We start from the raw sequence: 12,548 nt of genomic DNA, 5'->3' as shown, positions 1-12,548 counted from the left end.
GACGTGCTCACTCCTTGTAGGCGTAGACTTCGTAGCCGTTTTCCTCGACCAGCGCATCGCGCTGGGCCTCCTTCAGGTCGCTGGCGATCATCTCGCGCACCAGCTCCTCGAAGGTCGTGCGCGGCGTCCAGCCCAGCTTGTCGCGCGCCTTGGTCGGGTCGCCCAGCAGCGTCTCGACCTCCGTGGGGCGGAAGTAGCGCGGATCCACGCGCACGATGACCTGGCCGGGCCTGACCCGCTCGTAGGCGGGGCTCATCAGCACGGTGGCGGTTTCGGTCAGGCCCTCGCCTTCCCATTGCAGCAGGATGCCCAGCTCGCGCGCGGCGATATTGATGAAGTCGCGCACGCTGTACTGCATGCCGGTGGCGATGACGAAGTCGCTGGCCTGCTGCTGTTGCAGCATCAGCCATTGCATTTCGACGTAGTCGCGCGCGTGGCCCCAGTCGCGCAGGGCCGACAGGTTGCCCAGATACAGGCATTTCTCCAGGCCCAGCGCGATGCGGGCCAGGGCCCGGGTGATCTTGCGCGTGACGAACGTTTCGCCGCGACGGGGCGATTCGTGGTTGAAGAGGATGCCGTTGCAGGCATACATGCCATAGGCTTCGCGGTAGTTGACGCAGATCCAATAGGCATACAGCTTGGCCACGGCATAGGGGCTGCGCGGATAGAAGGGCGTGCTTTCCCGCTGCGGGACCTCGCGCACCAGCCCATACAGTTCCGACGTCGAGGCCTGGTAGAAGCGCGTGCGGTCCTCCATCTTGAGGATGCGCATGGCCTCCAGCAGGCGCAGGGTGCCCAGGCCGTCGGCGTTGGCCGTGTATTCCGGCTCCTCGAAGGACACGCCGACGTGGCTCTGCGCGGCCAGGTTATAGATCTCGTCCGGCTGCACGGCCTGCACGATGCGGATCAGGCTGCACGCATCGGTCATATCGCCATGGTGCAGGAAGAAGTTGCGCTGCTTTTCGTGCGGATCCTGGTAAAGATGGTCGATGCGCGCGGTATTGAACATCGATGCGCGGCGCTTGATGCCGTGCACTTCGTAACCCTTGCCAAGCAGGAATTCCGCCAGATAGGCGCCGTCCTGTCCGGTAATGCCAGTGATCAATGCCCGTTTTGGCATGGTTGTATCCTTTAGGCTGAGTGTCCGATGAAGACTACAGATGCAATGCCGGCCGGGGTATCGGCCGGAGGTCCTAGGGCGCCCGTGTCGATCTAGTCCGTATGGTGGTTATTGCGGTTATTGCGGTCATGGCGACCATCACGCTCATGGCCGCCCCGCTGCCGCCGCCATCGCGTGCCGGCGGCGCCACGCCGGCACGCCCGCGCCTAGACGCGGCCGTACATGTCCTCGAAGCGCACGATGTCGTCCTCGCCCAGGTAGGCGCCCGACTGCACCTCGATCAGTTCGAGCGGGATCTTGCCGGGGTTCTCCAGGCAGTGGACCTCGCCCAGGGGGATGTAGGTCGATTGGTTCTCCGTCAAAAGAAAGTCCTTGTCGCCGTTGTGGATGCGGGCCGTGCCCGAGACCACCACCCAGTGCTCGGCGCGGTGGTGGTGCATTTGCGACGACAAGCGGGCGCCCGGTTTCACCGTGATGCGCTTGATCTGGTAGCGCGGCCCCTGTCCGACGGAGTCGTAGGACCCCCACGGACGGCGTACCTCGCGGTGATGGGACATCTCCTCGCGATGCTGGCTGCGGAAGGTCTCGACGATGCGCTTGACGTCCTGGGTGCGGCTCTTGTGCGCGACAAGCACGGCGTCGGCGGTCTCGATGACGACGATGTCGTCCAGTCCCAGCGTGGCCACCAGGCGATGGGTCGAGTGGACCAGGCAGTTGCGCGAGTCGTCGATCATCACGTCGCCGCTGCTGGAATTGCCCTGCGGGCACTTGGCGGCGATGTCCCAGACCGCGTCCCAGGCGCCCACGTCGCTCCACCCGGCGTCCAGGGGCACGGACACGGCGCTGTCGGTGCGCTCCATCACGGCATAGTCGATGGAATCCGAACGGCACGCGCCGAACGCGCGCGGGTCGAGGGTGAAGATGGCGTCGTCGCCGCTGCCCTTGAGCACGGCTTCGCGCACGCTGGCCATCATGTCCGGCGCCAGACGGCCCAGTTCGTGCAGGAAGATCGAAGCCCGGAAGGCGAACATGCCGCTGTTCCAGTAGTACCCGCCCTCGCGCAGGAATGCGGCGGCGCGTTCGGCGTCGGGCTTTTCGATGAAGGCCTCGACCGTCTGCCAGGGGCGTGCGCCGGCGGCGGTGCGCAGGTAGCCGTAGCCTGTCAGGGGCGCGGTGGGGCGCACACCGAACAGGGCCAGGGCGCCTTCGCTGGCGGCCTGGTGGGCCAGCTCGAAGGCCTCGTCCAGGGCCGGGCCTTCCTCGATCACATGGTCCGACGGCATCACCAGCATGACAGGGTCGTCGCCGTCGCGCGTCGCGCGTAGCGCGGCCGCCGCGATGGCGGGGGCCGTATTGCGCGGGCAAGGCTCCAGCAACAGTTCCACGTCGGACCCGCCGGGCGCGGCGCCATCCAGTTCCTGCATTTGTTCCATGGCGATGTAGCGGTGCGCCGCATTGCAAACCAGCATGGGACGCGCGGCCCCCGCATGGCGCAGCGTGCGCAGCACCGTGTTTTGCAGCAGGCTGCGTTCGCCGGTAAGGCGGATGAACTGCTTCGGCAGCAGTTCGCGCGAAAGAGGCCACAAACGTGACCCGGAACCGCCGCACAGAATGACGGGTCGGAATTCGGGATGGGGAGAGGTCATCGCATCTGCTCCGTGAAGTAGGCCCTGGTGTAGGGATGGACGGTGTCGTCCTGCGCCATGGCGCGCGGGTGCGCCCAGCGGTAGTCGCTGTGCTGGTCGGTGGGCAGCCGGCCCAGCCGGTCCTCGGCCTGCAGGCTGCCCAGGTGCGCCGGCAACTGGGCGAGATAGGCCAGCACCACGTAATGAGTGCTGCAGTCCGTGGTGCCGCGGCCCGTGGTGTCGTGGGGTGTTGTGCCGCGGTCCGTCTCGCCCGCGAAGTTGTCCTCGTAGAAATGCTCGTACACGCCGTGCAGGCGCCAGCAGTCGCTCGGCAGCGACAGCGCCAGTTCGTCCTCGCAGATGCGCCGCAGCGCCGCGTGCAGGGACTCGTTCTTGCGGATGCGCCCGCCCGGCACGAACCAGCTGCCGCGCGCGGGCGGGTTGCCGCGCAGGCCGATCAGGTAGCGTCCGCCGGCGTCGCGCAGCAGCAGGTCGATGGAGACCAGCGGCAGCAGCGCGACGCCATGGCGGAATTCGGCCGGGCTCAGGCGCGGCGCCGGCATGGCCGGTGCACCTGACATCCGCGTGGCGACCGTCTGGTCAGTAGACATTTTTCCCGGTCCATCCTGAAATCGCCGTCCGGGCGATGATGCGCAGGTCCATCAGGAAGGACCAGTTCTGGATGTAGTACAGGTCGAACTCCACGCGGTCGCGCATCTTGTGCACGGTCTCCGTCTGCCCCCGCAGGCCGTTGATCTGCGCCCAGCCGGTAATGCCCGGCTTGACGCGATGGCGCATCATGTAGCGCGCCACCAGGTCCTTGTATTGCTCGTTGTGCTCCAGCGCGTGCGGGCGCGGCCCCACCACCGACATTTCGCCGCGCAGCACATTGATGAACTGCGGCAGTTCGTCCAGGCTGGTCCTGCGCAGGAAGGCGCCGATGCGCGTCACGCGGCGGTCGTCGCGGGTCGCCTGGGTCACCACGCCGTTCTTTTCCTCGTGCACGGTCATGCTGCGGAACTTGTAGACGCGAAAGACCTGGCCATCGACGCCCAGGCGCGGCTGCGTGAAGAACACGGGACCGCGCGAGTCCAGCTTGATCCATGCGGCGATCACCAGCATCACCGGAGAGAGTCCCAGCAGCACCAGCGCGCTGAAGACGCGGTCGAAGACGGCCTTGGACACGCCGCGTATGCCGGCGGCCGGCAGGCTGTTCAGTTCGATCGCGGGCACGCCCAGGAACTCCTCGACCCGATGGCCCAGCAGGCGCACGGACAGCACGTCGGGAATCCAGCGGATGTCGATGAGATCGTGGCGCAGGAAGTACATGACTTCACGAACGGCCTGGCCGGCCTCCATCGGCAGCGCCAGCCAGACCTCGCGGATTTCGTGTTGGCGCACGAAGGCCGAAATGGCGCGCAGGTCGTCAAGGCGCCGCACGCCGGGCGGCAGCTGCTCCTTGCCTTCGCAGTAGATGCCCATGACCTCGTAGCCCGCCGTGCGGGTCGCCGCCACGCGCGCCCACATATCGTGGCCCAGCGTGCCGAAGCCGATCAGCAGCACCCGCTTGTGGTTCAACCCGCGGTCGCGCGCCTTGCGCAAGGCGGTGTAGACGCCCAGGCGCAGGCCGGTCAGGCCCGCGGCGCCCGTGACAAACCAGAGGGCAGCCCACAAGCGCGACACATAGGCGATCTGGTGGGTCAGGAAGCCGACCAGCAGTCCCATCGCGAACACCACGGTCCACGCCGCGATGCTGCGTATCGCCAGTTCATGTATGGGACGGCCGCGCCACGACCCGTAAAGCTGGAAGGCCGGGAAGACCACCAGCGTGGCCAGCCCGCAGAAGTACACGAGCAGGCCGTGTATGGGAGACACCTCGACGCCCGTGCGTGCGGCCTGCCATTCGATCGCCGCCATGCCGGCGATGGCCACCAGCGCGGCATCCGCGGCACGAAACAGGGAGCTCGTGCCAGGCAGCTTGCCCGACACGTCGAACGAGGACGTTTCCATGGGAGCGCTCCAAGGTGGCGCGCCGCCTGTTTGCGGCGGCGCGTCATGCTTTATGTCTGCGAAAAATCATAGGCATGGGCCGCCGGCGTCGAAACGTCCAAAGGGCGTAAGTGAAGTATTAGGCCATCAGCCCAATGTGCGCCAACCGCGAAATCGCGTGGAATGTCGCAACCCGTTACCCAACGGTAGTACCGCGACACACTTGCCTCGATACGCCCGATGGGGCGCATTTCCCGCAGCACGCGACTCTTTTTTCAGTGGAACGCCATGAACACACTTCTTCGTACGTTCTCTCGCGCAGCCGCCATGGCCGTGCTTATCTCGTCCCTGGCCGCGTGCGCGTTCGCGCCGGGCATGCGCTACAAGTCCGATTTCCAGGTCGATCCCAACGATCCCAACAGTGTCGTGACCGTCAAGGAAATCACGCCATCGCTCGCGCGTGAGATGACCGAGGCAGCCAGCGCGCCCGTTCCGGAAAACGTTCGAAATCTTATCGGCAAGCCCACCCCCTATGTGATCGGACCCGGGGACATCCTTTCTATCGTGGTCTGGGACCATCCGGAACTAGTCCTTCCTACCCAGACCTACAGCATTGGTACGGGGCCAACCGAACTTACCTTTGGGGATACGGGGGCTGGCATTCCGGGCTATCCCGTGTCCTCGGATGGCTACGTTCAGTTCCCCTACGTAGGCCTTGTGAAGGTAGCCGGGATGACGGAGGCCCAGGTTCGCAACTCCCTCATCCGGGGATCGCGTAACTATATTCAGGATCCTCAAATCACGGTGCGCGTGCTAGGTTATCGAAGCAAACGTGTCTATGTGGAAGGCGAAGTGAAGACGCCCGGACCCATGCCCATTACCGATGTTCCGATGACGTTGCCGGAGGCGATCAATCGTTCCGGCGGCGTGTTGCCCACGGCCGATCGTAGCCGCGTCTACGTGACGCGCCACGGGCAGACGGTACGCGTCGACATGAACAAGTTGACGGCCGCCAACATCGATCCGACGTCCATCATGCTGCAGTCGGGGGACATCGTGCGGGTGGTGGCGCGGGGCGACAACAAGATCTACATGATGGGCGAGGTCACCTTGCCCTCGGGCCTCTTGATGCACGACGGCGAGATGTCGCTGGCCGAAGCCCTGGGCGAGGTCGGTGGTCCCAGCCAGACGAGCAGCGACCCGTCGCAAATCTTCGTGGTGCGTTCCTTGCCGAACGCGACGCCGGAGGTCTATCACCTGGATAGCAGTTCGCCGCAAGCCTTGGCAGTGGCAGGCAAGTTCCCGTTGCAGGCGAAGGACATCGTGTTCGTCGACGCCGGCAACCTGGTGCGTTGGAACCGCTTCATTTCGCTGTTGTTCCCCAGCGCCCAGACCGTGCAGACCGTCACCGCCGTCCAGCATCAATAAAACGGCGGCGTGACGGGCAGTACCGGGCCGGCGGGTGCCGGCCCTTCGTGTCAGTCCTTTACTTTTTAGCGAGTCGACACCATGCAGCCCCCTCTTCAGCTAGAGTACGCGTCCGCCCGACAGCCTGAAACGCCCATGACCTCCTACATGGACGTGCTGCTGGCAAACCGCGGCATGATCATCCTGGTGACTTTGCTGGCGACCCTGCTGGGCCTGGCCTACTTCATGCTCGCCACGCCGGTCTACCAATCCGATATCGCCGTCCAGGTCGAGGAGGAAACGCCGACCGCCGCCAAGAGCATGCTGGGAGACGTGTCTTCCATCTTCGACGTGAAGCAGGCGACGTCGGGCGAAATGGAGATACTCCGTTCGCGCCTGGTGGTGGGGCATGCCGTCGACTACTACCAGCTCTACCTGAAAGCCGAGCCCAGGTACTTTCCGCTGGTGGGCCGGTGGCTGGCCGAGCATCGTGAAAGCTTCTCGCTGCCGTCGTCCATTACGCAGGCCATTCCCGGCGGATATGCGTGGGGCGGCGAGCGCATACGGGTCAACCGCATCGACGTGCCGAACGACCTGATCGGCAAGAAGCTGGATGTGATCGCGCTGGGCGCCGGCGCGTACGAACTGATCGAACCGGTGAATGGCCGGCGCTTCGAGGGGCACGTGGGCCAGCTCGAACGCTTCCAGGTGCCCGGGGGGACGATAGACGTGCAGATCGACGCGCTGGAGGGCGCGCCCGAGACGCACTTCACGATCATCCGTAACTCACGGCTGGAAGCGACCGAGGCCGTGCAGTCGCGCCTGGGCATCTTCGAGCGCGGCCGGCAATCCGGCGTGATCGGCGTCACGCTGCAGGGCAGCGACCCCGTGCTGACCGCCGCGGTGCTCAACGAGATCGGCCAGGAGTACGTGCGGCAGAACGTCAACCGCAAGACCGCGCAGGCGGAAAAGTCACTGGCTTTCCTCGACCAGCAGCTACCGGTGCTGAAGAAGGAACTTGATGCGTCGGAAACCCGCTACAACGCCTTGCGCAACGCCCGCGGCACCATAGACCTGGGCGAGGAAGCCAAGCTGGTGCTGGGGCAATCGGTCGCGGCGCAGAACAAGATCTTCGAACTGCAGACCAAGCGGCAGGAACTGATGACGCGGTTCGCGCCGTCGCATCCCAGCATCGAGGCCATCGACCGCCAGATCGCCTCGCTGGGCGGCGATGTCAATCGGCTCAATACCAAGATCAAGGAACTGCCGGACCTGGAACAGGACGTGGTTCGCCTGGTGCGCGACGTCAAGGTGAACACGGAGCTCTACACCGCGCTTTTGAACAACGCCCAGCAGTTGCGCCTGGTCCGTGCCGGCAAGGTCGGTACCGTGCGGGTGGTGGATACCGCCGTGGCGGCGGAGAAGCCCCTGCGTCCGAAGGCGCCCATCGTCATCGGCGCGGCGGCCGCCATCGGCCTGGTACTTAGCCTGATCGTGGCCTTCGTGCGCAACGCGCTGTTCGGCGGCTTGAGCGATCCCGAGGAGATCGAGCGCTATACCGGCCTGCCGGTGCTCGCCACCATTCCGTACAGCGAATTGCAGGACCGCCTGTGGCGGCGCAGCAGGCGCAAGAACTCGCGCCTGCCGGCCTTGCTGGCCCAGAGTAACGGCAGTACGCCGTCCATCGAGAGCCTGCGCAGCTTCCGCACGGTGCTACAGGTGGCGATGCGCGACACGGACAACAACGTGGTTGTCTTCACCGGGCCGATCGCCGGCGTGGGCAAGTCCTTCCTGTCGGCCAACTTCGCGTTCATCCAGGCGGCAGTGGGCAAGCGCATCCTGCTGATCGACGCCGATTTCCGGCGCGGCCATCTCAACCGTTACTTCGCGACGTCGTCGGACAATGGCCTGTTCGATGTCCTGGCGGGCACGGTGCCGCTGGAGGCCGTGACCAAGCGGAACATCATGAACGGGGTGGATTTCATCTCCACCGGCAAGGTGACCTTCGATCCCTCCGAACTGCTGGCGTCCGAAGCCTTCGGCGAATGCCTGCGGGCGCTCGCCACCGACTACGACATCGTGATCGTGGATACCGCGCCGGTGCTGTCGTCGTCCGACGCGGCCGTGGTGGGAGCGCATGCGGCGGCGGTCATGCTGGTGGTTCGCGCCGGCATGAACACGGTGGGCGAGATCCGCGAGACCGCCAAGCGCCTGGTCGCCGCCGGGGCGCCGGTGGCGGGAGTGGTGCTCAACGGCCTGAAGCTGGAGTCCGAGGGGCTGGGCTATCGGTCGAAGTACGGCCGCTACCGCTATGCGCGGGCGGCCTACTACGGTGAAAAGCAGCCCTGACGCGCGCGGCGAGGGATCTATGCAATCGATATGGAATCCCGGTCAGGCCGGGCTGGCGCCCGCCGGGGCCGCCACGGCGCGCATGCCCGAGCTGCCGCCCGCGCCCTGCGAGCCGGATGCCATTCGCGGGCAGGTGCCGCGGGACATCGACGCCGCCTACGCACACGGCCTGGGCGTGGTGCTGGGCACGCGGGCGCGGCGGCGCGGCGTGCGGGCCATCGTGGTGGGCAAGGATGCGCGCCTTGCCAGCGTCGAGCTGGCCGCGGCCCTGCAAGCGGGCATCCGGGCGAGCGGTACGCACGTCATCGATATCGGCATGGCGGCCACGCCCTTGATGTATTTCGCCACGCGCCTGACCGAGACCGGCGCGGGCGTGATGGTGACGGGCGGACATGATGAAGAGAACCAGAATGGTTTCAAGATCATGATGTCCGGGGAGCCGCTGGTCGGCGACGACCTGCGCGGCTTGCAGGACGAGGTGCGCGCGCAACGGCAGGCCGATGCCCGCGTGCGCGCGGTGGAGGCGGCGGGCGCGCGCATGCATATCGCGGCGTCGCCCTGCTACGTGGCGCGGGTAACCAGCGATGTGCGGCTGGCGCGTGGCGTGAAGGTGGCGCTGGATTGCAATTACGACGCGACGGCGGCATTGGCGCCGTCGTTGCTGGAGGCGCTGGGCTGCGAGGTGACCGAGTTGTCCAGCGATAGCGCGGAAGCCTATACGCGGCCGCGCATGGCCCCGTCCGACCCCCGCCGCCTGGCGGGACTGGCCGCGAATCTGCGTTATTCGGACAACGAACTGGGACTGCTGGTGGACGGCGACGGCGATCGGCTGGCCGTGGTGACGCGGTCGGGCGCGGCGATTTCGGCGGATCGCCTGCTGATGCTCTTCGCGCGCGACGTGCTGGCGCGCCATGCCGGCGCGCACGTGGTCTACGACGTCGAGGGCTCGCGCAATCTTGCGCGCGAGGTGCGCAGGCTGGGCGGCCGCCCGGTGATGTGGCGGGGCGGGGCGGCCCACATCGCCGGCAAGATGCGGGAATGCGGGGCCATGCTGGCCGGCGAGATGGACGGCCAGTTCCGTTTCCGGGACCGTTGGCACGGCCATGACGATGCCTTGTACGCCGCCGCGCGCCTGCTGGAGATCGTGGCCGCGCACGAGTCGCCCTCGGCCCTGCTCGATGCCTTGCCGCTGGAATGCGTGACCCCGGCGCTGAAGCTGGACCTGGCCGGCATCGAGGCGCCCTGGCTGGTTGACGCCTTGCGGGCGCGCGGCCGCTTCATGGGCGCGCGCGAGGTCATCGAGCTGGATGGCCTGCGCGTCGAATACGAGGATGGGTTCGGCCTGGCGCGTGTGGCATGTGGCGGCAATGCCGTGCTGCTGCGTTTCGAGGCGGACAGCGGGACGGCGCTGTCGCGTATCCAGGAAGACTTCAGGCGCCAGCTGCTGAGCGTGGCGCCGGACTTGCGCCTGCCGTTCTAGGCGCGCGGTGTTCAACAGTCGCGAGGCGCGGCCACGGCGGCCGTGCTTCGCAGCGGGAGCGGTAATGTCGTCATATCTTCTGGTGACGGGCGGCGCCGGCTATATCGGCAGCCATACCCTGGTGGAACTGATCGCCGCCGGCTACCAGCCGGTGGTGCTGGACAACCTGAGCAACGGCAGCCGCGACGCGCTGCGGCGGGTGGAGGAACTCACCGGAACCTCGATTCCGCTGATCCAGGGCGATATCCGCACGCCGGGCCTGGTGGAGACCGTGCTGGCCATATACCGGCGTGACAAGCGGCCGATCGAGTGCGTGCTGCACCTGGCCGGCGTGAAAGCCGTGGGCGAGTCGGTGAGCGATCCGTTGAAGTACTTCGACAACAACGTGGCGGGCACCGTGGCCTTGCTGATGGCCATGCGCGCCGGCGGCGTGCAGCGCCTGGTGTTCAGTTCGTCCGCCACGGTCTATGGCGTGCCGCGCTTCCTGCCGTTCACGGAGCAGCACCCGCTGGCGCCGACGAATCCCTACGGCCGCACCAAGCTCTTCGTCGAGCAGATCTTGCAGGACGTCTGCGCCGCCGACGCCAGCTTCAGCGTGGTGACGCTGCGCTATTTCAATCCCATCGGCGCGCATCCGAGCGGCATGATAGGCGAGAACCCGCGCGATACGCCGAACAATCTCTTTCCCTACATCACGCAAGTGGCGGTGGGGCAGCAGCCTTTCCTCAAGGTTTTCGGCGTGGACTATCCGACCGAGGACGGAACCGGTGTCCGCGACTACCTGCACGTGATGGACCTGGCGGTCGGCCATGTGCGGGCGGTGGATTATGCGAGCTCGCACACGGGCTTCATCGCCATCAACCTGGGTACCGGGAAAGGGACCAGCGTGATGGAATTGGTGCAGACCTTCGAACGGGTCAGCGGCCAGGCGATACCGGTGCGCATAGAACCGCGCCGCCCCGGCGACGTCGACAAGGTATGGGCCGATGCCAGTCTTGCGCGGGAGGTGCTGCGCTGGCGCACCACGCTGGGCGTGGAGAGCATGTGCCAGGATGGCTGGCGCTGGCAACAGCGCAATCCCCAAGGTTATGGCGTAACGGCTCCCGCCCCGGCCTCGTAAGGTCCGGGGGAGCGCGCCCGTGCATGGGCATAATGGACATAGGGCCGCGGGGGGCAGGGGGACGGGCCAGGCGGGCACGTGGATTGCGATGCCGCGACGCGGCAATTCGTCCGCGCTTCGGGACACGCCCATGCGCTTCGTTTTTTTCGCCTTTCTACAACCCTCCGCACCTGGGCGGACCGTCCGGCGGAGGGGCGCATGAGGACGCGCCGGCCGCCGCGCACGCCGGCCGCCCATGCACACGCCGTATCCGCCAGTGCATTGACGGCTGGGGGCGGCGAGCCGCGGGCCGCCCCGGCCACGCCTGCCGATCCTTCCGCGCCGACGACGCCTTCCGGCCCGACGACGCCTTCCGCGCCGCGGCGCGTGGCCGATCGCCGGTACGCCGCGGTAATCGTCATCGCGGTGCTGGCGGTCTTGTTCGCCATGCGCGAGGCGCGCGAATTCCTGATTCCGCTGGTGCTTGCCATCCTGCTCTCCTACGCGCTGGAGCCGCTGGTGTACACGCTGGTTCGCCGCGTCCGCATTCCGCGTCCCATCAGCGCGGCGGTGGTGATGGCCGCCCTGGTGGGGGCGCTGGTTTTTGGCGTCACCTCCTTGCAGAACCAGGTCGGGACCATCGTCGACAGCCTGCCCCAGACCGTGCAGAAGGTTACGCGCACCGTGCAAGGCTTCGCCGCCGGCAAGGGTTCCTTCCTGGACAAGCTGCGCGCGGCCGGCGCCGCCCTGGACAAGGGCGAGAAGCCGCGCGCGCAGGGCGCGGCGGTGGCGGCGCGCCCATCCGAAAAGCTGGAGGGCATGCTGCTGGCAGGTTCCATGGGCGTGGCCTCGGGGATGGGGCAGGGCGTGATGGTGCTCTTCCTGGTGTTCTTCCTGCTGTGCTCGGGCGACATCTTCAAGCGCAAATTCATCAAGGTCTGCGGGCACACGATCTCGGAGAAAAAGATCAACGTGCACATGCTGGACCAGATCAACCGTTCCATCCGCCTGTATATGGCGATGATGGTGATCACCAACATCCTGCTTGCGCTGTGCAGCTGGGCGGCGTTTCGATTGCTTGGCCTGGACAACGCCGGTACCTGGGCGGTGGTGGCGGGCGCGCTGCACGTGGTGCCGTATTTCGGGCCGCTGCTGGTCGCCGTGTTCACCGGAGTGGCGGCGGTGGTGCAGTTTGGGGAGCTGGGTCCCGCCCTGCTGGTGGCCGGCGTGTCGCTGCTGATCGCGTCGCTGATCGGCTTCGTGGTGCAGACGTGGATGACCGGACGCATCGCGCGGATGAACCCGGTCGCGGTGTTCGTGATGCTGCTGCTGTTTACGTGGGTGTGGGGATTGTGGGGTACGCTGCTGTCCGTCCCCATTGCCGTGATCGTGAAGGTGGTGGCGGACCACGTGGATGACCTGCACGCGGTCGCCGAGTTCCTGGGGGAGTGAGGGACGCCTGCCCGCCTGGCGCGGGCA

Annotated in this window: 9 protein-coding genes; 5 read left to right on the top strand and 4 right to left on the bottom strand. The window is 66.6% G+C overall.

The features are described from left to right. Positions 1 to 7 precede the first annotated feature (7 nt). The 4 genes from gmd to C7R54_RS06020 form a co-directional block, all read right to left on the bottom strand. A complete protein-coding gene (gmd, locus tag C7R54_RS06035; protein WP_129149211.1) occupies positions 8 to 1,120 on the bottom strand; it encodes a GDP-mannose 4,6-dehydratase in 1,113 nt (370 codons plus the stop codon). A 206-nt stretch (positions 1,121 to 1,326) separates the two neighbouring features. Continuing rightward, the gene (locus C7R54_RS06030) at positions 1,327 to 2,766 is read right to left on the bottom strand and encodes a mannose-1-phosphate guanylyltransferase/mannose-6-phosphate isomerase (protein WP_129149210.1); all 1,440 of its coding nucleotides are present in this window, start codon (positions 2,764 to 2,766) and stop codon (positions 1,327 to 1,329) included. After that, positions 2,763 to 3,308 carry a GDP-mannose mannosyl hydrolase gene (locus tag C7R54_RS06025; protein ID WP_129149478.1) on the bottom strand — a complete coding sequence of 182 codons (546 nt, stop codon included), beginning with the start codon at positions 3,306 to 3,308 and terminating at the stop codon, positions 2,763 to 2,765. Before C7R54_RS06025 ends, C7R54_RS06030 begins: the two co-directional genes overlap by 4 nt. A gap of 37 nt (positions 3,309 to 3,345) precedes the next feature. Continuing rightward, complete coding sequence (locus C7R54_RS06020; protein WP_129149209.1) at positions 3,346 to 4,755, bottom strand: undecaprenyl-phosphate glucose phosphotransferase; 1,410 nt, start codon at positions 4,753 to 4,755, stop codon at positions 3,346 to 3,348. A 267-nt stretch (positions 4,756 to 5,022) separates the two neighbouring features. Here C7R54_RS06020 and C7R54_RS06015 point away from each other — a divergent pair, with 267 nt between their 5' ends. The 5 genes from C7R54_RS06015 to C7R54_RS05995 all read left to right on the top strand — a co-directional run bounded on the left by C7R54_RS06015 (position 5,023) and on the right by C7R54_RS05995 (position 12,521). Further along, on the top strand, positions 5,023 to 6,162 hold the full coding sequence (locus C7R54_RS06015; protein WP_129149208.1) for a polysaccharide biosynthesis/export family protein: 1,140 nt from the start codon (positions 5,023 to 5,025) through the stop codon (positions 6,160 to 6,162). A 135-nt stretch (positions 6,163 to 6,297) separates the two neighbouring features. Further along, the gene (locus C7R54_RS06010; protein WP_240039382.1) at positions 6,298 to 8,490 is read left to right on the top strand and encodes a polysaccharide biosynthesis tyrosine autokinase; all 2,193 of its coding nucleotides are present in this window, start codon (positions 6,298 to 6,300) and stop codon (positions 8,488 to 8,490) included. Positions 8,491 to 8,509: 19 nt separating this feature from the next. Further along, positions 8,510 to 9,970, top strand: coding sequence for a phosphomannomutase/phosphoglucomutase (locus tag C7R54_RS06005; protein ID WP_192903596.1), 1,461 nt, complete (start codon positions 8,510 to 8,512; stop codon positions 9,968 to 9,970). 64 nt (positions 9,971 to 10,034) lie between these two features. Then, entirely contained in the window at positions 10,035 to 11,090 is a 1,056-nt protein-coding gene (gene galE / locus C7R54_RS06000; protein ID WP_129149205.1) for a UDP-glucose 4-epimerase GalE, read from the top strand. Between the two features lie 198 nt (positions 11,091 to 11,288). Beyond that, positions 11,289 to 12,521: an AI-2E family transporter gene (locus tag C7R54_RS05995; RefSeq protein ID WP_129149204.1), complete on the top strand. Its 1,233-nt coding sequence runs from the start codon at positions 11,289 to 11,291 to the stop codon at positions 12,519 to 12,521. Positions 12,522 to 12,548: the final 27 nt, after the last annotated feature.

Origin of the sequence: Achromobacter aloeverae (genome assembly GCF_004121055.1) — a bacterium.
GTDB classification, from domain to species: Bacteria; Pseudomonadota; Gammaproteobacteria; order Burkholderiales; family Burkholderiaceae_B; genus Bordetella_C; species Bordetella_C aloeverae.
Note: the sequence above shows the minus strand (reverse complement) of the source record. Positions and strands in the feature narration are given on the sequence as shown.

Excerpts from the sequence above, each read along its gene's own strand:
- gmd (WP_129149211.1), bottom strand. The coding sequence starts at position 1,120 with ATGCCAAAACGGGCATTGATCACTGGCATTACCGGACAGGACGGCGCC.
- C7R54_RS06030 (WP_129149210.1), bottom strand. The coding sequence starts at position 2,766 with ATGACCTCTCCCCATCCCGAATTCCGACCCGTCATTCTGTGCGGCGGT.
- C7R54_RS06025 (WP_129149478.1), bottom strand. The coding sequence starts at position 3,308 with ATGCCGGCGCCGCGCCTGAGCCCGGCCGAATTCCGCCATGGCGTCGCG.
- C7R54_RS06020 (WP_129149209.1), bottom strand. The coding sequence starts at position 4,755 with ATGGAAACGTCCTCGTTCGACGTGTCGGGCAAGCTGCCTGGCACGAGC.
- C7R54_RS06015 (WP_129149208.1), top strand. The coding sequence starts at position 5,023 with ATGAACACACTTCTTCGTACGTTCTCTCGCGCAGCCGCCATGGCCGTG.
- C7R54_RS06010 (WP_240039382.1), top strand. The coding sequence starts at position 6,298 with ATGACCTCCTACATGGACGTGCTGCTGGCAAACCGCGGCATGATCATC.
- C7R54_RS06005 (WP_192903596.1), top strand. The coding sequence starts at position 8,510 with ATGCAATCGATATGGAATCCCGGTCAGGCCGGGCTGGCGCCCGCCGGG.
- galE (WP_129149205.1), top strand. The coding sequence starts at position 10,035 with ATGTCGTCATATCTTCTGGTGACGGGCGGCGCCGGCTATATCGGCAGC.
- C7R54_RS05995 (WP_129149204.1), top strand. The coding sequence starts at position 11,289 with ATGAGGACGCGCCGGCCGCCGCGCACGCCGGCCGCCCATGCACACGCC.